Here is a 22,870-nt window from a genome sequence, read left to right as displayed (position 1 = left end):
TACGATGATTGATCAATTAAATGATCTCGAGGTTCGCCTGCTGAACAACTGGCAGCGTAACTTCCCGGTTTCATCCCGACCTTATGCTGAAATTGCTGCACGTGAAGGAGCAAGTGAAGAAGAGGTTATCAATGGCTTTGCCCGTCTTGCCGAACGCCGGGTGTTGTCCCGTATCGGAGCAACTTACTGTACCGGGCGGGCTGGTGCTTCCGTTCTTGCAGCGGTCGCTGTTGAGCCGGAACAACTGGAAAAGGTAGCGGTTCAGATTAACAGCTTTGCCGGGGTGAATCATAATTACGAACGCAGTAACGCGCTCAACCTTTGGTTTGTGGCGACTGCAGCAGATACAGAAACGCTCGACAGAACTCTTGAAGCGATCGAAAGAAAGATCGAACACGAGGTTCTGATCATGCCAATGGTTGAGGCTTACCGTCTTGATCTGGGGTTCAGGGTGACATGATGCTGGACAAATTTGAAAAAAATCTGATCGCGCGCCTCAAAACCGGACTGGCTCATACAGCTCGTCCCTATCACGAACTGGCAGGCGGGCTTGGCTGTGATGAAGAGAAGGTCATGGCAACAATCAAGAAGCTGAAGGACGAGGGAGTGATTTCGCGGTTCGGGGCAATTCTGCACCATCGCGAGCTGGGGTATAAGGCCAATGCCATGTGTGTGTTTGACCTCCCTGATGCCCATGTTGGTGATTTCGGGCGACAGATTACAGCCTATCCTTTTGTGACACTCTGTTATCAACGCAAACGAGCGCTGCCCCGCTGGCCCTATAATCTCTATTGCATGATTCACGGCAAGGACCGGGATATTGTCTTGCGTCAGTATACTCAACTGGTCAGTGACCTGTCGCTTGAGGAGGTCGCCAAACAAATTCTGTTTAGCGACCGGCGGTTCAAGCAGACGGCAGGAAACTATGGCACAGCAGGAGGGAGCGATGACTGACAATTTGGTTTTCGCGGATCTGGATGCAACAGATCGGGCCCTGATTAATGGGTTACAGGGCGGTTTTCCTGTTTGTGAGCGGCCTTTTGCAGAAATCGGAGGCTGGTTCGGTCTTTCCGAGTGTGAAGTAATCTCGCGCATATCCCGTTTGTGTCACGACGGGACAGCTTCCCGTTTTGGCCCGCTTTACAACACCGAGGCCATGGGGGGCGGGGTGACACTCGCGGCGATGTGGGTGCCGGAAGATAATTTCGATGATGTTGCCAGACTGGTTAACAGCTACCCGGAAGTCGCCCACAATTACGAACGCACGCATGTTCTCAACATGTGGTTTGTGGTTCTGACCGAGAACCCGGGGCGTGTTGCAGAAGTTCTGCAAGAGATCGAGAAGAATACGGGGTTGAGAGTCTATGACATGCCCAAAGAAGAGGAGTTCTTCCTTGAGTTAAAACTTGAGGCCCTGGCGGAGGAAGTGACATGAAACAGGAACCTCCCGCTGTTTTTCTTGATAATCTCGACCGGGATCTGATTGCCCTGACCCAGAAGGGATTGCCACTGGTGTCGCGTCCTTACCATTATCTGGCTGAAAAACTGGGGCTCTCAGGCGAGCAGGTCATGTTGAGGATCAAAGCCTTGCAGGGCAAAGGAGTTATCCGGCGCATCGGTTTGATACCCAATCATTATCGTCTGGGATATTGCGCGAATGGCATGACAGTCTGGGATGTTCCAGATGAGCAGACATCCCTTCTTGGCCCTAGGATAGGTGCGCTGTCGTTTGTCAGCCACTGTTACCGACGGCCCCGATACTTGCCGGAATGGCCTTATAACCTCTTTGCCATGGTCCATGCCCGATCCAGAGCCGAAGTGGAAGAACTGGCACAGGAAATTTCCGATATTCTGGGAGAGCACAACCGGGGTCATAAAATTCTCTATAGCACCCGGATTTTGAAAAAAACCGGTCTGAGGCTGGCAGGAGATTTGTCCAAGCCAGACGAGGGAAAAAGGGAGAACAAGGATGCTTAGAATAAGCCAGTATATGCGCGCAGCTTTTGCCCCTGAGACAAAACCCCAGAGAGTCAGTCCGGCGGCCAGAGCCGACGGTCCCGTCGTCATCTGGAATCTCCTGCGCCGCTGTAACCTGAAATGTCGACACTGTTATGCCTTCGCCGCTGATTTTGATTTTCCGGGAGAACTTTCCACCCCTGAAATCATGGACGTAATGGATGACCTGAAAAGCTATGGTGTCCCGGTTCTGATCCTGTCTGGTGGTGAACCCATGATGCATCCTGATATTTTACCAATCCTGTCTCGCGCCAAGTCCATGGGGTTTTATGTCACGCTTTCGACCAATGGCACGACCCTGACGCCGGAAGACGTTGAGGTTCTGGCCGAACAAAAGGTCGATTATATCGGGATCAGCCTCGACGGTCTGAAAGAGCGTCATGATTACGTCCGCCGTGAAGAGGGCAGTTTTGACAAGGCTCTGCGAGGTATCCGTTTGTGTCGGGATGCTGGCCTGCCTGTTGGCGCCCGTTTTACCCTGACCAAGGATAATGCAGAAGATCTTCCCGGTTTGCTGGATCTTGTGAAGGAAGAGAACATCGACAAGTTCTATCTTTCGCACCTGAACTATGCCGGACGGGGAATTGGCAACCGCCGTGATGACGTCATGCTGGAGACAACCCGCAAGGCTGTTGAGCTGGTGTTTGAAAGCTGTGCAGAAGATATTCGAAACGGAATCAAGCGGGATTATGTCTCTGGTAACAATGATGCCGATGGTGTGTTTCTGAAGATGTGGCTGGAAAAACATCATCTCGCGGATATCGGGCAAGAGCGGATGGACAAGGTCATCGCGATGCTGGAACGCTGGGGAGGGAACTCGACCGGCGTAAAGGTGGCCAATATTGACAATATGGGGGATGTGCATCCGGACAGTATGTGGTGGGGTCACACGATAGGGTCAGTAAAGAAACGGCCTTTTTCAGAGATATGGAATGATCCGCAGGATCCTGTTATGGACGGCCTGCGGCAGAAACCGCGGCCTGTCACGGGGCGTTGTGGTGAATGCAAGTTCATCGCGATCTGTGGCGGCAATACGCGGACCCGTGCGCTTCAGGCCTGTGATGACCCCTGGGCTTCTGATCCCGGCTGTTATCTGAGCGACGCTGAAATAGGTATTTTTAAATCAGATTCTCCCGACAGTTCTGACGCAAAGGTGGAGGCGGCACAATGAACAGTCTGACCAAATTTGTATTGCTTACAGCCGTTGGGATTGCAGGTGCGGTTGCTTCGCACATGGTGCAGGCGCAGGAACCTATTCCTGCAGGCGAGGTGAAGGAAGGGGCCGCGCTTTATGCAACACATTGCGCTGCCTGCCATAACGGAGATCGTTTTGGCGGAATTGGCCCGGCGCTATTACCGGAATCCATCGCCAAGTTACGGGGTGAGGCCTTGACAACCGTCATTGCCAAGGGGCGTCCAGCCAGCCAGATGCCTGCCTTTGCCGGGGAATTAAATGAAGAGCAGATTGGGCAACTGTCCGCATATTTGAGGTCGGAGCCGGCTGTACAGCCTGTCTGGGGAGAGGACGAAATCAAGGCGACCTATACTCTGCTGGTTGATCCGATGAGCTTGCCAAACAAGCCTGTGTTTGCCGGAGATCCGCTCAATCTCTTTACTGTCGTAGAAGCAGGTGACCATCACGTTACCATTCTTGATGGCGACAAAATGGAGCCGCTGACCCGGTTTGAAAGTCGTTTTGCCTTGCATGGCGGGGCAAAGTATTCCCCGGACGGACGGTTTGTGTATCTGGCTTCCCGTGACGGCTGGGTAACCCTGTATGATCTTTACAGCCTACAGAAAGTGGCCGAAGTTCGGGTTGGGCTTAACACCCGCAATGTGGCGGTTTCTGATGATGGCCGGTATGTCATGGCCGGTAACATGTTACCGCATAGTCTGGTGGTGATGGATGCGAAAGACCTGAAGCCCCTCAGGATTATTCCCGTGACAGGAGATGACGGTGCAAGCTCCCGGGTCAGCGCTGTTTATACTGCCCCCCCGCGCGGCAGTTTCATTGTCGCGCTCAAGGATATGCCCGAGGTTTGGGAAATTCCCTACAGCAAGCCTAAGAAGCCGATTTATCCCGGATTTGTTCACAACTATGAAGCGGGGATGGTTGAGGCGCTGGGCGTCCAGGATCGGGCTTTTGCCTTGCGCCGGATCAGGCTTGAAGATCATCTTGATGATTTCTTCTTTGATCAGGATTACCGCCATCTGATCGGCGCATCGCGTGACGGCCAAAGTGGACAGGTGGTGAACCTCAATGTCGGGCGCAAAATCGCCGATGTTGCCCTGGATGGCATGCCGCATCTGGGATCAGGGATAACCTTTGACTGGCAGGACCGATCTGTCCTGGCGACGCCTCATCTTATGGAAGGAAAAATTTCTGTTATCGACATGCAGGACTGGTCAACCATCAAGGTGCTGGAGACCATGGGGCCCGGATTTTTCATGCGCAGCCATGAAAACAGTCCCTATGCCTGGGCTGATGTGTTCTTTGGTCCAAACAGGGATGTTGTACATATCATTGATAAATCCACGCTGGAAATCGTCAAGACGTTAAAGCCGGAACCGGGCAAGGTTGCAGCCCATGTCGAGTTCGATCGTTCTGGCCGATATGCCTTGTTGAGCATTTGGGATGATGAGGGCGCGGTCATTGTCTATGACGCAAAAACCCTTGAGGAAATAAAACGTCTTCCCATGTCCAAGCCGGTTGGAAAATACAACGTTTATAACAAGATCACCTATTCAGCCGGTACCAGTCACTAGAGATAATACTGCATCGGTTATCCCATCCTGTTGCGATCACAATCCCTGGTCTCGTGATCGGACGGGTAAGGCGGGGAGCCTCCCGGGTTCCCCGCCTTTATCTTTATTATGGGGAAGGCAGTGTTTTTCCTGCAGATAGATTTAAAGGGATAATCTTTCCCGTTGACGGGATTTCCTGCGAAACAGGTCGGTCAGGGATCTGCTGGAAACGCCAAAGGTCTCCCTGATTTCCTCGCGCGACATGCCCTTGTTGTATGACGATACAACCAGTGCACGTCTGATCCGTTCGGAAACTCCCCAGGGGGAGGGAATTTCCAGATACCCGCTGCTGTCAGAAAGATGCATGATCTGGTTATAGAGCTGTTCGGTCACTGGAAAACCAAACTTGTCAGCAAGATCTTTCCAGTCATTCCGGATATAGAGCTTTCGTCCGCCATTTTCATAAATGAATTCCAGTGTGATCTTGAAACTGACCTGTTCAATCAGTTCTGAGACAAGCCAGGGGAGAGCCGCGAGAATTTGCCCCCTGTTTTCATTAAAAAGATCTTCCAGTGTTTTGAATGCTTGGTCGTCATAAATCGGTATACCCTTGAATATTTGACGTTTCATATCGGTATCCTTGTCCCTGTTGCCGATTTAGACGTCTTAATGCATCTCTTACTAAAGCATAAGTGGAATGATTCCCGTTATGGGTGTGTATTAATTTTCAGTATGTCCTTAAGCGAGCAATGGTGCTCTGTGTTTTGAAGACTTAGGAGACTGATATGGATTATACACTGACCCTTAATGTTGCCCCGACAGATCTGGAAGTTATCAATGGTGCCCAGCAGAAAATTGCCCTGGCTAAACCAGTTGGTAATTCAAAGGTTGATGTGATCTGGCTGGCCTTTGATCCTTTTGAAAGCAATACCATTCAATGGTCAGAGGAATACTGGCTCTATGCCAGTACTGCTGCGGTGGGTAAGTCCGGTGAAAAAATCACCAAGTTGTCAGAGGTTCAACCCGGACCTGCGATGAACGGTTCAATCTATCCCTTCAGTAACAACGCGACTTTTGGAACCCCGGTGAAAAGCCCGGATGTGGCGACGGATACTTTCGCAGCCGTGAACAACATGTCCTATGAAAAGTATCCTGCGCTGACTTTTGGTTTGTCACAGTCCGCTCAGGTTAACCAGGAAATTCAGGACCGGAAACCCCTGTCGGCCAGTTCTGTCCTCGCGACACAGTCCATCCAGATCACTCCCTTTACCCATGTCTATATCTGGCTTGAGGGGCATTTCGAGAGCTCGACCATCATTACCGACATCACAGGGCTCAAATCCGTTGCCAAGTTCGGCGGTGGAACCAATGAAATCGCCATGACCTATGACGGGAAAAGCGGTTCTTTCCATCAATAGACAAACAGAAAAAGTTTGCTGCTATCTTTAATCATCCTTACGTGTTGGTCGGCAGGACGCTGCGGCGGTGTATCCCCCTGCCTGCCCCGGGCTTGCCGGCCGACACGTGCCAAGAAGGGAACAGTTTTATGATGACCAGAAATATCTATTCGGCTTTTTGCTCTCTTGTCCTTGTCGCAGGTGCGTTGATGACCATTCCTGCTACAGCCTCGGCGCAGGTTGCTTGTGACGAGAACCAACCCGAGAGAGTGGCTGTCAATGTACCGAATACCAATCCTCAGCAAGTGGTTGAGATCAACCGGAAACACATATTCTGTGGCGAGGTGCGTAATAATAGGGCCAAAGGTTTTCACTCCCGGCCTGGCGGGTTGAATCCTGTAACAGTCAACACCGACGATGCGGATGTTGCTCAGCACCGGGTTCTCGTGAATGGCATTGAAGTGCCAAGCGGGCTTTATAACCTGCGTGATTTTGAGATTACAGATAACGGGGTAACGGCAGTCAAGGCGATTTCGACGATGTATCCTGATCATTGCAGTTATAATGATGTACTTACGGCGATCGCCTATGCTTCCAATAACCAGAACCGTCTTTCCGGCGGGACCTGTCTGACTGATCAAGGGGAGGAATTCCCGATCCAGATCTATTGGCTGAATGGCTATATCAACACAGCCTTCCCGATTGTGCAGTAAGCACGAAAGTATGACAGAAGAGGAGGGTGGGGGTGCCTGCCTTCCTTATTCTGTTATAGATATTCAGATTTCTGGGTGGCTTCTACCTGATAAAGTATTCTGGCGAAAAGAAAGAGAAACAATGTTCCAGTGGATTACCAGGAAGTTCTGGTCCCTGTTTGGCAAGGATGACCGGGCCATGATCTTGTCTGACTATAGCCAACAGGAAAACAACCGCATTCAGAGGTTTCTGGAGGAGGATGTCCAGTTCGACCTGAAATGGGCGGAATTCTTGTGTGATCAAAGCAAAAAGGCTCTGGCGGATAAAACACATTTCTGGGAGGGAACAGCCAACGCCAGCCTTATCCGTATTCAGGCCTCCGGAGTGGTGATTGAGCCACTTCATGAGCAATATCCGGATAATATTCTTCTGCCTCACAGCATTTTTATAGCCCTGCTTGAGGGCTGGATCACTTCCCTGAAATCTGACGGGAAGTAGTGTTGTTCTGAAAAAAGGTCTCAGAGAACAAAGCGGGACTGATTATGTGGGACGATGGGGAGAATACCCGATCTGTCCTCTCGGAAATTTGTCCCTGACTTGACCGACGTCAAACCCGGGACTCTTCAAAGGGCGTATCCCTGTTGGGGATGGAGGGGTTTTCCTGCGTTGTGCAAATCTCCTCGCATCCGTCTAGCAATGGGGGAGATCCATTATGAATGAGCGCTTATCAATCAGCGCCGCCCGAAATATCTTCTATGGAGGAACGATCTTCTTTGCCGTGATCTTCATCGCACTGGTCATCAATTCGGTGAACTATGCGACGGACAGTGAAACGTCAAACGCCTCGGAACTTAACGAGAAAGTTGCCTTGGGCAAGGAAGTTTGGGAACGCAATTCCTGTATTAACTGTCACACGTTGTTTGGAGAAGGGGCGTATTTCGCACCGGAACTGGGCAATGTCTGGGTACGCCGTGGTGGTCGTGAAGATGCCGAAGGGGCCGCTGATTTTATCAAGGAATGGATGAAATCACAGCCGAGTGGCGTCGAGGGCCGTCGTCAGATGCCACAGTTCAACCTCAGCGAAGAGGAACTGGATGGTCTTGTCGAATTTTTCAAGTGGACCAGTGGGGTCAATACCCAGAACTGGCCGCCGAATGACGAAGGCTAGGCCGGAAGGAGAGGTTCCATGAAATATCAATCACAAAAAGTCGCATTATACTATTTTGTCGGTGCGCTGGTGCTGTTCCTGTCTCAGGTCTCTTTCGGGGCTCTGGCCGGGGCAGTGTATGTCTGGCCAAATCTTTTGTCAGAAACCATTCCCTTTAGTGTCATTCGCATGATCCATACCAACAGCCTGATTGTCTGGCTGTTAATGGGATTTATGGGAGCAGCCTATTACCTTATTGCAGAAGAAGCCGAGACCGAGATCTATTCTCCGTTGATTGCCAAGATCCAGTTCTGGTTGTTTCTGTTTGGCGGTGCGGCGGCAATTGTCGGTTATCTGATGGGCATACATGGTGGCCGGGAATTCCTCGAGCAGCCAACCTGGATCAAGGTCGCGATTGTTGTCGTCGCCCTGATGTTCCTGTTCAACCTGACCATGACCGTACTCAAAGGCCGTAAAACCGCGGTATCCATGGTCCTGATCGTCGGGTTGTGGGGGGTGGCGTTGCTGTTCCTCTTTGCCTTTTACAATCCGGTCAACCTGGTTCTGGACAAGATGTTCTGGTGGTTTGTTGTCCATCTGTGGGTTGAAGGTGTCTGGGAACTGGTGATGGCTTCCATCCTTGCCTTCCTGATGATCAAACTGACCGGAGTGGACCGTGAAGTCGTGGAAAAATGGCTGTATCTGATCGTCAGTCTGGCGCTCTTTACCGGCCTTCTTGGCACAGGACACCATTACTACTGGATCGGTACGCCGGGATACTGGCAGTGGATCGGTTCTGTCTTCTCTACTCTTGAGGTAGCTCCTTTCTTTGCCATGGTTCTCTTTACCTTCTACATGGTCTGGAAAGGTGGTCGTAATCACCCGAACAAGGCAGCCTTGCTCTGGTGTCTGGGATGTTCCGTCTTTGCGTTCTTTGGCGCTGGTGTCTGGGGCTTCCTGCATACGCTGTCCAATGTGAACTACTACTCTCACGGTACGCAGATCACAGCGGCGCATGGTCACCTGGCTTTCTATGGTGCCTATGTCATGGTCAATATTGCGATCATGACCTATGCGATGCCTAAACTGCTGGGTCGGGAACCCTATCGTCAGATGCTCAATATGTGGGGCTTCTGGGTGACATCATCCGGTGTTGCTTTCATGACCTTTACATTGACCTTTGCCGGAACCATTCAGGCACATGTGCAGCGGTTTATTGGTGAGTCCTATATGGATGTTCAGGATCAGCTTGGTTTCTTCTACATCCTGCGTCTGGGATCAGGTCTTGTGGTGGTTATCGGGGCTTTCATGATTGTCTACTCCCTGTTTGTACCAGGACGTGATGCCCGTCGGGTCAGTCCTTCTGCCCATACTCGGGCCGCCGAATAGGCCTGGTCTGATGTTCTATGCCGGGGCTCTGAGCCAGAGCCCCGGTTATTCCCGGGTCAATCAGCCGGGGCTTTGAGAATTTTTCCTTTTATAATTGAATAGCGCGTGAGTGTTATGGCCCAATCCATTTCTGAAAATGTTACACGTTTAGGGGATACCCCAGACAACGCACCTTATTATGAACCGACAGCCAATGAATGCCTGTTGTTTGAACAGGCATTCAAGAACAAGCTGCCGTTGTTGCTCAAGGGACCAACAGGTTGCGGCAAGACCCGTTTTGTAGCCCATATGGCGCACAGACTTGGTGTGCCACTGCATACCGTTTCCTGTCATGATGATCTCAGTGCCTCAGATTTGACCGGACGTTATCTGCTCAAGGGCGGAGATACTGTCTGGGTTGACGGTCCTCTGACCAAAGCAGTCCGAGAAGGGGGGATCTGCTATCTTGATGAGGTGGTCGAAGCGCGTAAGGATGTGACTGTCGTGTTGCATCCCCTGACGGATGATCGCCGGGTTTTGCCGCTGGAACGAACAGGTGAGTTGTTGCAGGCTCCGGATAACTTCATGCTGGTGGTTTCCTATAACCCGGGTTACCAGAACATGATGAAAAGCCTCAAACCCAGCACGCGCCAGCGCTTTGTTGCCGCCGAATTTGATTTCCCTGATGCGGCAACTGAAGCCCGGATTGTTGCGACAGAAAGCGGGCTGGATTTGGACCGGACCATGGGGCTGGTGCGTCTGGCAGGTAAACTGCGCGAGATGAAGGGGCAGGATCTGGAGGAAGGGGTCTCCACCCGCTTGCTGGTTTACTGCGCCACATTGATCCAGGCTGGCATGGGGTTTGATGAAGCCATTCGTCACGCGATGATCGAGCCTTTGACCGATGATCTTGATGTGAAGCAGGGACTGGAAGAAGTGGTTCGGGTCAGCTTTGGCTGAAGTTCTGCCTGCCATAAGTTAGAGAAGAAGTCAGGAGGCCCATCATGAGTATTATGGAGCTCATCGAGGTTGAGGAGTTTGTCGGGCGTCAGTGGCACAAGTTTATCGCCGGGGCGGAGAGTTATGAAAACTTTCCGGAGCAGGTTGTCGAGCTGGAAGAGGTGCGTGGCGCGCTGAGTGTTTTCTTTCGGGCGCTGGGGGGCGAAAATGCGGTAGAGATTGCGGCAGCCGGGCAGGAGAAATCCGGGCATCGTTTGTCCTTTCGCCAGAAACTTGGCATGGATGTCGAAAAAATGCAGCGGGCGACGCTGGATGGCAGGACGTTGATGTTGCCGGAAATGATCGCTTTCTTTCCCGATGTAAAAACCAACCGGGATCTCTATTTCTGGCTGGCGGCGTTTTTTACGGTGAAGGCTCCCGCGGAGCCAATCCGGGAGAGAGATCTGTTGCGACATGATCTCTGTTTTATACGCCAGTCCTGGATCACCTCACGAGAACTTCTGGAGCACCTCAAAGGTCTGGTTCCGGTTTATCTGGATCTTTCGGCATTCCTGTTACGGCTTCGCCCGCTACGGAACCAGCTGCCAGCCCAGGAGCAGGCTGTTGAAGCTGTCATTCGCTATCTTTTGGGGGAGCGATGTGATCTCCCCGTGCTGGCAGAAGAGTATCTGGCGTTTGTATTGTCTCCTGAGACGCCAGCTTTTAACGACACTGGAAAGAGCAACTTTATTGCATCGGCCAGCTACAAGCCCTTTTTACCCGTTCCCCTGTGGGGAGAGATGATTGAGGGGGCCTTCACCACGGAGGCGGCAGGCAGTGAAGCAGGAGACGGGGGCAAAAGCAAAAAAGCAGAAGACAGACGCAAGCGACGGGCGGAACGCAAAGAGCTGGATCAGACCAAGAGGAACGACGGTTTTTTTGTCAATGTCTATGACAAGCTTATGGCCGTTACAGATATCATCAACGTCAACCGCAATATCAAGGAGGATGACGAAGATTCCGCCTTGGAGACTGCAGATGATCTGGACCGGATTACCCTGACGGATCACGAAGAGAAGGCCGCGACCAAAATCAAGATTGATCTGGACCTGCCTGCGAATGAACTGGATGAAAGCCGGGTGGAAACCAAACGTGCCGTGAAGGAATGGCATTACCGTAAACAGGCCTATTTGCCAGATTATTGTGCGGTAACCATGCGTGAAGCCGATGAGGACGGCGGGGATTGGAAAATTGATACCCTGACGGCCAGGCGTATTCGGCTGGTCCGCCGGCAGTTCGAGGCTTTTCGGAACAACCGGCTGCAACTGCGGGGCCAGGCGGAAGGGAACGAGCTGGATCTGGAAGCTCTGGTTCGTGCCCGGGGGGACCTTCAGGCCAGTGGAAGTTGCTCTGATCGGTTTTATATCAACAGTCGCAAGATTGATCGCGACATAGCGGTTTCGATCCTGATGGATGTGTCGCTCTCCACTGACAGCTGGCTGGATGAGCGGCGGGTGATTGATGTGGAAAAGGAATCCCTGGCCATTCTTGCCAATGGACTTGATGCTGCCGGAGATGACCTGTCGATCCACACCTTTACTTCCCGCAAGCGGCACTATGTGCGGATTGACCGGGTCAAAGGGTTTGATGAAGCCTTAAATGATCAGGTGATGCGCCGGATATCGGCTTTGAAACCGGGGTACTATACCCGGATCGGGGCGGCGATCAGGGTGATGGCCGAGGAGCTGGAAAAGCGCCCCAACCGGCAGAAACTTTTACTGATCCTCACGGATGGGAAACCGAACGACGTGGATCATTACGAGGGGCGGTATGGCATCGAGGATGCACGCAAGGCGGTACAGGAATGCCGTCGCAAGGGCATTACGGTCTTTGGTGTGACCATTGATCAGGAGGCCAAGGACTATTTCCCGATTGTTTTTGGGCGCGGAGCCTATCATATCGTCGGGAATGTCGCCCGCTTGTCTCAGGCCTTGCCTAAAATCTATCGTCAACTGGTTAAAGAAAGCAGTTAACGTTCAGGTCTTGTTCTACTTGGTTTTCCGGATCTATTTTCGACACAAAGGTACTTTGGCCTCTTGGCGATCAACACTTCAAGGCTGATCAGTCTTGGTGTTTTTTATCGAGAGCCAAGGCGATGGCGGATTTAATAGTCCCATTTCCAGTAGACGCCGACCTTGCTTTCGGCGCTTTGGCCGGTTTCGCTTTCGACGGTGACGTTCGGGGTCAATTCTATCTGGACCTTGGCACGGGTGCTACCAGCTCCTGCACCCTGATCCACGCCGATGTAGATGTCATCATTGATATATTTGCCGACGCTGACTTCCGGAGCGCCTGTGGTTTCGTTTGTTCCGGCAGTCAGGACGTCCACGCCCAGTGAGTCACGGGCGAAATCAAGAATACCGCCCCCGGTGTCGATCTTGCCAGAGAGAGAGGCAACAGCCGTCGCCAGTTGCAGGGCCTCAACGGCGGTGAGCTTCCCGGCGGCCTTGCCAAAGAGTACTTGCGACAGGACCTCATCCTGAGGCAAGTCGTCAGGTGAGGTAATGGTGATTTTGGGATCGGAAGCCGTGCCTTCGATCTTGACGATGGCGGTGACGTTACTGGCTTCATAAATGGCGGAAAGGGAAAGCTCCGGGTTGATCACAGAACTCCCGACCAGAGAAATTTTCCCCTGCTGCAGTTTGAAATTTTTTCCAGCAAAAGAGAACTGACCGCGTACCGGACTCAGATATCCTTCTACCCGGGGGGCATCGGCCGTGCCTTTAACTTTGAACTGGCCTTCCCATTCAGAATCAAGGCCGCGGCCACGGATGAAAACACGCCTGGGCAGGGATATCAGAAGGTCCATGGCAACAGTGCTCCCGGCTTTTGGTTTATCCTTCTGGATATCGGGGGAGGCGCCGGGACGATTGACCTCGATGACATCCAGTTCGACAACGCCGGGGGCCAGAGCTTTGTCTATGTTGATGGTTACCTCGCGTGTGGTGATGTCTCCCGTAACGTTGAGGCCTGTTGTCTGTCCGGTGATATTGATGTTGCCGTCTGTTTGCAAAGTGATCTGGTCGTGGTCCAGCGCGGCAAGGTTATCAAGCTGGATGGTCAGCGCGACAACAGGGTCTGTCATGTCCTGGAGGTCAACAGTGCCTTCTGAAGACAGCGTACCGCCCTTGGGGTCCTGAGCCCGGGCTTTTAACAGCAGGCGTGTGCTATCCTGAATATCGGCGTTAAATTCAAGCTGTCTCAGGATGGTACCGAATTCAATGTTTTCATATTCTCCGTCACTCAGGCTGGCCTGGCCGTTGAGCCGGGAGTTGGCGAGAGTTCCGGAAAGCTCAGCATTTGCCTGTAATGTTCCGGTGAGGATCTGGGTATCAGAAGCCATAAACTGCCAGAGGCTATTGATGTCGCTGTTGGTGGCAAGCTTTGCCGAGACGGGTTGTTGCTCGGGAATTGTAAGGCTGAAGGGGCTAAGGGAAATAACTGCGGGCAGGTATCCGCTTGCGGTTAGCGTCGTTGCCTGATCACTGTTGATGTCGGCTGAAAAATCAACACGGTGATTGTGCAGCTTTGCCGCAAAGGTACCTGTGAACTCTGGCAGATCCTGGTTTTTATCTTTACCGAGGCTCATTCCTGATGCGCGCAGATCAAGTTTTCCCGTGCTGTTCCCTTGGCTGATGTGCAGATTTGCCTCCCCCTCCAGTGTCCCGCTTGGGTGCAGGTCAGGTACAATAATCTCAACCATGTTGAGAGGCAGGGATCTGAGGGAAAGCTGGGCCGTGGCACTTTGGTCGACGAGAAGGGCTGAGGCGGTAAGGCTTCCTTCTCCCAAGGCGAGTTCAAAGGCCTGCAGTGTTGTTGAAGAGCTGCTTTGTTCAAGTATCAGAGGCGATCGCAGTAATATTTTTCTATCGGCAAATTCGCCATTCAGTCTTGCCAGATGGAAGACTGTTGCTTTCTGTCCAAGTTTTAGATCCCCGCTCCCTTCAAGCCGAAGTCGTGGGTCTGTTGCGCCTTTGAGGTCAAAAGTGTAGTCAAGATCTGATGGTTTGCCGTTGGCATTCAGGTCGAGCTGGCTCAAAGCCATCGTATCAAAGGTGAGGCCTTTCGAGTTGATGTCAAGTGACACCTGTGAATCAGTCAGGGCTCCCAGGGACCGGGCTTTGACTTTCAGGTTTTGAATTTCAACATTTTCTTCGGTCAAAGAAAGCTGTTCTGCATCCAGATCAAGCGATGCCTGCTGTTGCCCCTGTTCAGATTCAAGAGCGATTTTCAGACTTGCTGTTCCGGAAAGCGGGCTCCCCAGAAAGCTGCTGAAAGCGGAGAGTTGGGGAAGCGTTCCGATGATCTGGCCTTTTAACGGCTGGCCCTCAAAGGGAATGGACAGTTCTCCTGAAAACTGGTTATCGCCTGAACGCATCAACAGTTTTGTCAGCTCAAGACTGCCGTATTCAGGAAGTGAGATGTCAGAGGTCAGATCAACAGCTGTTTGCGGACGGGTGAGCCGGGCCTTGAGGGCTCCTGTCGGGGTTGTACCGAGAGTGGCGATGTCGAAGGTGCTGTCGAGGGTCCCGATTGTCGTGCCATTCAAGCCCAGTTGTTCAATGACAAGGCGACCTTCAGTCGAGGGGTTGGAGAGATCACCAGCCAGCTGTGTTGTCAGCGTGGCTTTTCCGGCCATTTCTGTACCCGCGGCCCGGTTCAGTTTCGTCAGGTCGTTGATAACGGTCTTGAAATTGCCGGCGACGGTTTGAAAGTCCATTGGTAGAGTAAGGCTGCCTTCAAGTGAACCAACTGGCAGGGACAGCAGGATGTTATTGAGTTGAAGGCTGTCTTGGCCGAGAGATAATCCACTTGTGAGAGAGGGATTTTCGCCAGCCAGATATTGTAGCTCTGGCATTCTGAGGTCGAACTGGTTCAGGTCGAGAGCAACTTGTCCAGTCAGGCCGCTCTCAAGATCAGTGCTTTCCAGTTGCAGGTTGGCTTGCAGTTGCCCACCAAAATTTGAGACAGCTTCAAGACTGTCCAGTTGACTTGAAACAGTTGCTTTGGCGGTCAAGTTTTGGGTGTCGGCTTCACCGGATGCCTGAAGGGTTACATGTTTCCCGATGGCGTTGAGCTCTTCAAACTTGATGACACCGGTCGTCAGAGCATAGTCGAGGTTCATATCAAGAAGGAGTTCCTGGCCAATTACCGAGGTTACCTGATCCTGTAATCCGGTGATTTCGCTGAGGGCAACTGTTCCATTCAGGGGAATATGCTCGAGATTTTCAAAAGAAAGCCGGGAGCTGATGGTCGCAAAGATTTCTTCTATTGCTGCTGTATCAGCCAGATTGACCGTCCCCAGCTGCAAAGCCGCAGTCAAAGAAAGTGCTGAAAAGCTGCCATCTGCGGACAGATCGACTGTTGCCCGATCAAAAGAGAGGGGAGAGATCAAAGGACGAACTGACTCAATGTCGAGCAGTTCCAGTGAAAGCGCGAGATCCAGTGCTTCTTCATCAAGGTTGACTGTGCCTTCACCGGAGGTTTTCAGGAGCGAGTTGAAGAGCTGTATTTCTTTTAAAGAAATCAGACTGGTCTTCTGGTTCCAGCTGAGCTGACTTTCCAGAGTTGTCCGCTCATTTTTGAGCAAGGGCAATGAGTTGATAAAGTTTTCTGAAGGCGTGAAACCACCTTGCAGGTCAAAGGTAATGATCTCTTTTCCACCGCTCTTGAGCAGGGCATCGGCCTGTAACAGATTTTCTGCAGAGGCGAGAAACTCTCCCCGCCAATTGTCTAGCGGGCCTGCCCCCTTGAGGGAGAGGGTTATTGCCGGATAATCTGGCAGTTCAAGACTCCGCGCAAGCAAACCGCCCTGGGGTTCTGCCAGCTGTACATCAATCGCCAGGTTTTGTGTTGCAGGGATAAAATCGATTTTTGCGTCGACGCTTGCGTTGCCAGTGTCCAGCTGGACAATGCGCAATTCGCTGTGAATGGCATCCTCAAGCTGGCTGCGCAGATTCATCGACAGGGACAAACGTGCTTCCTGTCCAAGCAAAGGTTCACCAAGGTACAAGCTTGCCAATTCGACTTTGCCAAGACTGATTTCAACCGGGAGAGGGAAGATATCGGTGCTGTTGGTCTCTGATGGAGAGTCTGGCAGATCTGGTGCGCGGGCAAGATCAAGTGACTTCAGCAACAGGCTGTCGATCTGTACTCTAGCCTGTAACAGTTGCCAGGAAGACCAGCTTACCTCCAGATCCTGCAGCTCCAGCCAGGGGCCCGCTTTGTCATGCAGGATGAGCGAGGCCAGTGTGAAATCAGAGAAGAGGTTTCCTTCCAGCCTGCCGATTTCCAATCGAAGACCTTCAGCATCTGTAACACTGTCTTCAAGGAAAGATGTAAGTGTTGCCCGGCCATGATCCGTTTGCAGATAGAAGTAGAGTCCAACACAGGCTGTCAAAACAAGCAGGAAGGGGGTGATGATTACGGCGGCAGTCAATCGGCCTCTGGACAGCCTCATTTCTAAAACGCCTGTCCGATGCTGACATAGAACTGGACGGCATCATCAATATCCTTGCGACGGTTGAGTGGCACGGCGACGTCAAAACGGATCGGCCCAATAGCCGTGTAATAACGCAAGCCAACTCCGGCCCCCCATTGGAAGTTTTCCGAGAAGTCCGGTACCATGCTGTCGTAGACATTACCGCCTTCAATAAAAGGGACGAGGCCGATGTCTTCAGTTATTTTGGTTCGCGCTTCAAAGCCGACTTCAATGAGCGAGCGTCCGCCGACGGGGTCGTCACTGTCGTTCAGTGGCCCGACTGTCTGGTGTTTGTAGCCTCTGATGGAACCGCCACCCCCGGAATAGAACCTTTTCGACGCAGGGATGTCACTGGCGGTTTCCCCGGCCATCAGGCCAACTTTTCCCCGTGCAGCTAAAACCAGACGATTGTCATCGAGCACAGAATAGTAGGTTGACCCGTCAATCTCGTTGCGCAGGAAATTGGGTGTGACCTCGTTCAGGCCAAGATAAGGGACGAGTTTTGTGCTGACCCGAAAGCCTTGTGAGGGATCAAGAAGATCATCAGTTGAGTCATATCTTGCTGTCAGGGGCAAACCAGCCAATGCATAGCTCTCTTCACTTTCTGTGTCTTCTATCTGGGCAAATTCAAAGGAAAGTCCGGCACCCACTGTCCAGTTTTCCTGCCAGGGTCGATCAAGGCCAACAAAAGCGGCAACAGAGTTTTCATCAAATGCATCGGTCAGTTCTTGCTTGATGTTCAGATCCGCCGTGAGATTTTGTTCCAGCCGACCATAATGAGGTTTGACAAAGGTGACGTTGAGCTGGCGGCGGATCTCGGCGACAGTAAGGTCTGTTCTCAATTTTTCGCCATTGTCAAAGAGGTTGCGGTTTTCCCAGAAAAATTCTGTACCCGCCCCTTCACTGGTCGAGAAGCTGGCGCCGAAGCCGATAGAACGGTGATCCCGTTCGATGAAGACAAGTGTGACGGGGACGATGCCATCCCTTAGCTCGGTGTTGTCAGGAGTGGTCCGGGGTTTCAGCCGTACAACATCAAAGAGGCCCGTGCGCAAAAATTTACGCCGCAGCTTGTCGATAATTTCAGCATTGTATTGCTGTCCGCTTTGCCATTCTGCCAAACGATAAAGATGCTGAGGGTCAACTTCGGTCAATCCTTCAAAAACAAGGTCGCCCATAACCAGATAGGGGCCTTCATCAATGGTCAGTGTGACGTCCATGCTTTCAAGCTCGAAGTCGACGATCGCTTCCTGGTCAGCCAGTTTTGCTTCGGGAAAACCATTGTTGGCCAGTTGCACAATCAGTTTGTTCTGGGCATCGATGATGGCTTCGGAGCGGGCATTCATACCAATTTCAATGCCCAGAGTAGCAAGCGTGATTGTTTGTGGCAGGGCATGACCCCTGCTGGTCTTGACCTGAAAGCTTGACAGCCGGAATTGGGGGCCGGGTTCAATATTATAAGCTATGTCAATCGGTGTTTTTGACTCGTCGAGGTCAAATGCAACAGCGTTATCGTAGAAACCTTCAGAGCGCAGGACCTTGTTGAAACCTTCCTCGTCTTCTCTGGCCCGCCGCTTGAGAGCCGCGAGTGACGAGGGTGGTTTGTCCTTCAGTTGCTGAAGGCGGGAGGACAACTGGATCAGCTCGATCAGTTTTTCGTCGGGGATACCGTCGATGGAAACCTTGTATTCATAGGGCGAGGTTTCCGTCAGACTTGGGAGCTGGATAGCCTGGGCATACGAAAAGCCGACATAGAGGTTCGTAAGAAACACGCCGACTATGAGCTGCAAGGTGAAACTGGTCGTGAGATATTTCAACTGATTTTATTGATCCTGAAAAGGTCGGGCCGATAAGTTTTTGGCCGGACCAAACAAGTTTCTTTCCAGCGGGAACCACGACCTTCAACCTAGTGTTTTCCTAGGGGAAAGTCCAGAGATGCCTCTATATATTCTGTTAAGGAGCCCTTATTAAACTTCCTGCTTACTTTGGCTTGTTGCCCTAAAACAGTTCTGGGGAAAAGAGCGCTGAAGCAGGTGGTCGAGCGGGCGTTGGTTAAAAGTCACAGTCGGCTTCGAGTGGACCTGGATGGATGTAGAGTTCCATATGGCTTCGGGAAAGATCCCAGTGTGCCTGGGTAATGCTTACTGTCCGATCTTCATCGCGTTGTTCTATGGCCTCAATAAACTGGTCGTGATGTTCGCAGGAGCTTTTGAGGTTCTGTGCTGACTGGGCATCGGTCGGGCGATAAAAGGTCTGGGCAATTCGGGCATGATCAATCAACAGGCGATTCAGGCTGGGGAGCAGGTACTGGTTATTGGCCATTTCCCCCATCTGTGCATGGAATTGATTGTTATAGGTCACCATGGCTTCGGCATCTTCTGCCTTGACGGCTTCTTTGAAGGAATTCTGGATTTTTTTCAGGACAGCAATCTGTTCTGGCGTTGCGTTTTGTGCCGCGAGGCGACCAATGACGGAATAGATCATTGGGGCTGTGCGGAAAAAATCCCGCAAGGTCTTGTGGTTCATTGAGGCGACAGAAGCCCCCCGATTGCCAACAAGTCTGATATAGCCTTCACCCGCAAGTTTTTGCAGAATTTCCCGGACCGGCGTGCGGGACAAGCCAGATTCCTTGCAAATGGTGGCCTCGTCCAGATCTGATCCAGGTTCGAGCTCAAGCGTAAGAATACGGCGTTTGATAAGGTTGTACTGTACTTCTTTATTGTTCACGTGCCACCTGAAGCCAAGATTATATTGGAAAAGGAAAGTAGACCTTTTGGAGGCAACAGTACAGTATCATTATCAACAGCAGTTATGGATAATATTCACAATAAGTTTCCGATTATGATTTGGGGAAAAGCAGGGAACATTCCTTTCGCAATAATGCTTTTTGTACCTTTCCCATTGTGTTGCGGGGTAAGTCTTTATAGAACAAAACTTTTTTGGGCTGTTTGAAGCGGGCAAGCTGACCTTCAAGACTGTCCAGAACAGTTTGTTCCGTTAAAATATAACCATCATGAGGAACAACAACGGCAACAACGGCTTCGCCGAGATCCGGGTGAGGAGCAGCTATGACGGCTGATTCCCGGACACCCTCGACGGCATCGATAATCAGTTCTATTTCTTTAGGATAAACATTGTACCCACCACTGATGATCAGGTCCTTCGCTCGCCCGACGATAGAGATACGCTGATCATCCGCCAGACAGGCGATGTCACCTGTGATGAAGTACCCGTCGTCGGTAAACTCTTCGGCTGTTTTTTCTGGCATATTCCAGTAGCCCTTGAAGACATTGGGGCCTTTGATTTCCAGTACGCCTGTTTCTCCTGGGGCTGTGGTTCTTGCCAGTCGAGCAGAAACGCCCGGCAGCGGGTACCCGACTGTCCCGGCAACTCTTTCTCCTTCCAGGGGGTTGGATGTAATCATTCCGGCTTCTGTCATGCCATAACGTTCTAGAATGGTCATGCCCGTTCTTTGTCTGAAACGGGTAAAGGTGTCTTCAAGCAGAGGGGCTGAACCGGAAATGAACAGGCGCATGTTCGCGCAAGATGTTCTGGTGAAGTCATCCTGTTCCAGCAACCGGGTATAGAAAGTTGGAACCCCCATCAGAACAGTACTGTGCGGGAGAAGATCCATTACCTCGCGGACGTCGAATTTGGGAAGAAACCACATGGCTGACCCGTTCATCAAGACACAGTGGATCGCGACAAACAGACCATGTACATGAAAGATCGGCAGGGCATGGAGCAGGGTGTCCTGGGCGTTCCATCCCCAATAGCTGTGCAGGACTGCGGCATTACTGGCCAAATTTTCATGGGTAAGCATGGCACCTTTCGACCGTCCCGTCGTACCGGAGGTGTAGAGAATTGCCGCGACATCGTCTTTGGAGACATCGGCAATTCCGGTTTCAGGCGCTACAGAGTGATAATGGCTCATCAGACTGCCTGAGCCAGTCCCGTCGAGTGTCAGCAGATGGGCGACATTATGAATTGAGGCAATGGGTGCCAGCTGTTCGGCTTTGGCGGGGGCACATACCAAAAGTCCAGGTGTTGCGTCTCCGATAAAATAACCTAGTTCATCAGAGGTGTAGGCTGTGTTCAGGGGAAGATAGATTGCGCCGATCCGTAAACAGGCAAGATAGAGGATGACGGCTTCAGGTGTTTTTTCTACCTGTACAGCGACCCTGTCGGCTTTAGATATACCCAGCGAAAGGAGTGTTCCAGCCATTTGAGCTGTTTGCTGTTCCAGATCAGCGTAGGTGAGCGCTCTCCCGTTTGCCTGCAAAATAAAGGGTTTGTTTTCATCGGCGGGAAAACGGGATCTGAAGCAGGCATAAAGGTTGTTTGTCATGAGGCAAGTATTTCTTGTCTGAAGGAGGGAGCGAAAATCTCGTACAAAGCTGATAAAAATTACAGGCAGGAAGCCACCTGGTCCAACAGTTTACGTTAAAATTCATCCCAGCTTAGGTACAGCGGTTTCCAGCTATCATTGTCGATTATTTTCAAATAAATAATTGCTGCAATTTCATGCCTGTAGGATAAACTGACAGGACGATAGACAATTATCCAGTCTACACGATCAGGAATTCTGGGGCCTATGAGTAACGAGAGTATTGACTATCAGGGGATACTCGAAGAGATCCTGGAAGAGGTCCAGCCCTTTTTTGGCAAGGGCAAAAATGCAGATTACATTCCTGTACTTGCAGAGGTGCCAGGCGACAAGTTCGGGATGGCTGTCCGCACTATTGACGGGCGGGAATTCTCGATTGGGGATGCAAAGGAAAGTTTCTCGATCCAGAGTATTTCAAAGCTTTTTACCTTGATGCAGGTCCTGGGGTTTAGTGATTGTGATATCTGGAGCAGGGTTGGGCGTGAACCCTCTGGTACGGCGTTTAATTCCCTGGTTCAGCTGGAGTATGAAAAAGGTATTCCCCGCAATCCCTTTATCAATGCCGGGGCATTGGTGATCACCGATATTATCAACAGTCGCAGCGCTGATGCCTCTCGGCGTATTGATGACTATTATCGTCTTCTGTCTGGAAATCCCCAGAACAGGGTCGACGAGGTTGTGGCAACATCTGAACGCAATCACGGTTTCCGAAATGCTGCTCTGGCCAATCTGATGTGCAGCTTTGGCAATATTCACAGCCCCATTCCAGAGGTTCTGGAAGTCTATTTTCGCCAGTGCGCCCTGACGACTTCCTGTATTGATCTGGCACGGGCTGTGTTGCCACTGGCTTGTGCGGGGTATTCATCTTTCGCGGGGCAGCAAATCCTGAGCGCCCGGGAGGCCAAGCGTATCAATGCCCTGCTTCTGACCTGTGGGCTTTATGATGCAGTGGGATCTTTCGCCTATCGTGTCGGGCTTCCTGCCAAAAGCGGGGTTGGCGGAGGTATCGTCGCAGTTTTGCCCCAGCACCTAACTGTTGCAGTCTGGTCGCCAGAACTGGACAGGTACGGTAATTCACTGGTTGGTGCCCAGGCGCTGGAGCTCTTTACAACAAAAACCGGTTTATCAATTTTCTGATTTGTTTTGTATTTCGTCGTTACGATAGCAAATGTCGTTGACTTTTTTATTAGCCTTCTATTAAATATGTATATTAAATACATCTATTAGGGAAGGACTAACCCATGCCCCTGTTACACTGGTTCGCCACTGGTTTTCTCTTACCCGGAGATCTTGTGATCAAAAAACTGGATATTTCACTTGAAGAAGACGGTGGTATCTTGCGTTCCTTCGTCAATATGTGTTTTTGGGGTATTGTCGTTGGGCTGTTTGCCCTGGGAATTTACTGATTTTCTCAGAACTTTTCGTAGCTGCCTGAAAACATAGCTGAGCCGGGCTATAGCATTATAGGTCGCCTTCGAGACAGGGCTCGACGATCAGTTCAGGACTGGAGGTATGTTTCTCAATCCGGTCATTTTTCTGTTGACCACATCTTGAAATAATATCCATTCCTCTCAATATACATGAACGATCGTTCATTGAAATTGAGGGGCAATTATCACGATGAAAATGCAGAAACACTG

The 22,870-nt window shown here is 51.4% G+C and carries 20 protein-coding genes; 15 read left to right on the top strand and 5 right to left on the bottom strand.

Annotated features, from left to right (window positions below; genetic code table 11):
- Positions 1-4 precede the first annotated feature (4 nt).
- Genes O4H49_RS05945 through O4H49_RS05920 form a run of 6 tightly spaced genes read left to right on the top strand, consistent with a single transcriptional unit; the run spans position 5 to position 4,782 of the window.
- Positions 5-460 carry an Lrp/AsnC family transcriptional regulator gene (locus O4H49_RS05945; protein ID WP_269422523.1) on the top strand — a complete coding sequence of 152 codons (456 nt, stop codon included), beginning with the start codon at positions 5-7 and terminating at the stop codon, positions 458-460.
- Positions 457-954, top strand: a complete 498-nt coding sequence (locus O4H49_RS05940) for an AsnC family protein (RefSeq protein ID WP_269422522.1) — start codon at positions 457-459, stop codon at positions 952-954. Before O4H49_RS05945 ends, O4H49_RS05940 begins: the two co-directional genes overlap by 4 nt.
- Positions 947-1,435: an Lrp/AsnC family transcriptional regulator gene (locus O4H49_RS05935; RefSeq protein ID WP_269422521.1), complete on the top strand. Its 489-nt coding sequence runs from the start codon at positions 947-949 to the stop codon at positions 1,433-1,435. The genes O4H49_RS05940 and O4H49_RS05935 overlap by 8 nt, the downstream gene beginning before the upstream one ends.
- Entirely contained in the window at positions 1,432-1,977 is a 546-nt protein-coding gene (locus O4H49_RS05930; RefSeq protein WP_269422520.1) for an AsnC family transcriptional regulator, read from the top strand. Before O4H49_RS05935 ends, O4H49_RS05930 begins: the two co-directional genes overlap by 4 nt.
- Positions 1,970-3,187, top strand: a complete 1,218-nt coding sequence (gene nirJ, locus O4H49_RS05925) for a heme d1 biosynthesis radical SAM protein NirJ (RefSeq protein ID WP_269422519.1) — start codon at positions 1,970-1,972, stop codon at positions 3,185-3,187. Before O4H49_RS05930 ends, nirJ begins: the two co-directional genes overlap by 8 nt.
- A complete protein-coding gene (locus tag O4H49_RS05920; protein WP_269422518.1) occupies positions 3,184-4,782 on the top strand; it encodes a cytochrome D1 domain-containing protein in 1,599 nt (532 codons plus the stop codon). The genes nirJ and O4H49_RS05920 overlap by 4 nt, the downstream gene beginning before the upstream one ends.
- 141 nt (positions 4,783-4,923) lie before the next feature.
- On the opposite strand, the gene O4H49_RS05915 is transcribed toward O4H49_RS05920, so the two are convergent.
- Positions 4,924-5,391: a hypothetical protein gene (locus O4H49_RS05915; protein WP_269422517.1), complete on the bottom strand. Its 468-nt coding sequence runs from the start codon at positions 5,389-5,391 to the stop codon at positions 4,924-4,926.
- A gap of 155 nt (positions 5,392-5,546) precedes the next feature.
- Here O4H49_RS05915 and O4H49_RS05910 point away from each other — a divergent pair, with 155 nt between their 5' ends.
- From O4H49_RS05910 to O4H49_RS05880, 7 genes are all read left to right on the top strand, one after another.
- Positions 5,547-6,179, top strand: coding sequence for a hypothetical protein (locus tag O4H49_RS05910; protein WP_269422516.1), 633 nt, complete (start codon positions 5,547-5,549; stop codon positions 6,177-6,179).
- Between the two features lie 128 nt (positions 6,180-6,307).
- Positions 6,308-6,871, top strand: coding sequence for an EndoU domain-containing protein (locus O4H49_RS05905; protein WP_269422515.1), 564 nt, complete (start codon positions 6,308-6,310; stop codon positions 6,869-6,871).
- Between the two features lie 121 nt (positions 6,872-6,992).
- Entirely contained in the window at positions 6,993-7,349 is a 357-nt protein-coding gene (locus O4H49_RS05900; RefSeq protein ID WP_269422514.1) for a hypothetical protein, read from the top strand.
- A gap of 214 nt (positions 7,350-7,563) precedes the next feature.
- Positions 7,564-8,019, top strand: a complete 456-nt coding sequence (locus O4H49_RS05895; RefSeq protein ID WP_269422513.1) for a c-type cytochrome — start codon at positions 7,564-7,566, stop codon at positions 8,017-8,019.
- Positions 8,020-8,037: 18 nt separating this feature from the next.
- Positions 8,038-9,387 (top strand): cbb3-type cytochrome c oxidase subunit I, encoded by a 1,350-nt coding sequence (locus O4H49_RS05890; protein ID WP_269422512.1) that lies wholly within the window; start codon positions 8,038-8,040, stop codon positions 9,385-9,387.
- A 114-nt stretch (positions 9,388-9,501) separates the two neighbouring features.
- Entirely contained in the window at positions 9,502-10,326 is an 825-nt protein-coding gene (locus O4H49_RS05885; protein WP_269422511.1) for a CbbQ/NirQ/NorQ/GpvN family protein, read from the top strand.
- Positions 10,327-10,370: 44 nt separating this feature from the next.
- Positions 10,371-12,338 carry a nitric oxide reductase activation protein NorD gene (locus O4H49_RS05880; RefSeq protein ID WP_269422510.1) on the top strand — a complete coding sequence of 656 codons (1,968 nt, stop codon included), beginning with the start codon at positions 10,371-10,373 and terminating at the stop codon, positions 12,336-12,338.
- Positions 12,339-12,469: 131 nt separating this feature from the next.
- Here the strand turns inward: O4H49_RS05880 and O4H49_RS05875 are convergent, their stop codons facing one another.
- From O4H49_RS05875 to O4H49_RS05860, 4 genes are all read right to left on the bottom strand, one after another.
- On the bottom strand, positions 12,470-16,825 hold the full coding sequence (locus O4H49_RS05875; RefSeq protein ID WP_269422509.1) for a translocation/assembly module TamB domain-containing protein: 4,356 nt from the start codon (positions 16,823-16,825) through the stop codon (positions 12,470-12,472).
- Between the two features lie 2 nt (positions 16,826-16,827).
- Positions 16,828-18,660, bottom strand: coding sequence for an autotransporter assembly complex protein TamA (locus O4H49_RS05870; protein ID WP_269422508.1), 1,833 nt, complete (start codon positions 18,658-18,660; stop codon positions 16,828-16,830).
- A 235-nt stretch (positions 18,661-18,895) separates the two neighbouring features.
- Positions 18,896-19,570, bottom strand: a complete 675-nt coding sequence (locus O4H49_RS05865; protein WP_269422507.1) for a GntR family transcriptional regulator — start codon at positions 19,568-19,570, stop codon at positions 18,896-18,898.
- A gap of 112 nt (positions 19,571-19,682) precedes the next feature.
- Positions 19,683-21,191, bottom strand: coding sequence for a malonate--CoA ligase (locus tag O4H49_RS05860; protein ID WP_269422506.1), 1,509 nt, complete (start codon positions 21,189-21,191; stop codon positions 19,683-19,685).
- 246 nt (positions 21,192-21,437) lie between these two features.
- Between O4H49_RS05860 and O4H49_RS05855 the strand changes: the two genes are divergently transcribed.
- Complete coding sequence (locus O4H49_RS05855) at positions 21,438-22,367, top strand: glutaminase (protein WP_269422505.1); 930 nt, start codon at positions 21,438-21,440, stop codon at positions 22,365-22,367.
- Positions 22,368-22,471: 104 nt separating this feature from the next.
- On the top strand, positions 22,472-22,636 hold the full coding sequence (locus tag O4H49_RS05850; RefSeq protein WP_269422504.1) for a hypothetical protein: 165 nt from the start codon (positions 22,472-22,474) through the stop codon (positions 22,634-22,636).
- Positions 22,637-22,870 lie beyond the last annotated feature (234 nt).

The sequence above is a fragment of the Kiloniella laminariae genome, assembly GCF_027214005.1.
GTDB classification, from domain to species: domain Bacteria; phylum Pseudomonadota; class Alphaproteobacteria; order Kiloniellales; family Kiloniellaceae; genus Kiloniella; species Kiloniella laminariae_A.
Note: the sequence above shows the minus strand (reverse complement) of the source record. Positions and strands in the feature narration are given on the sequence as shown.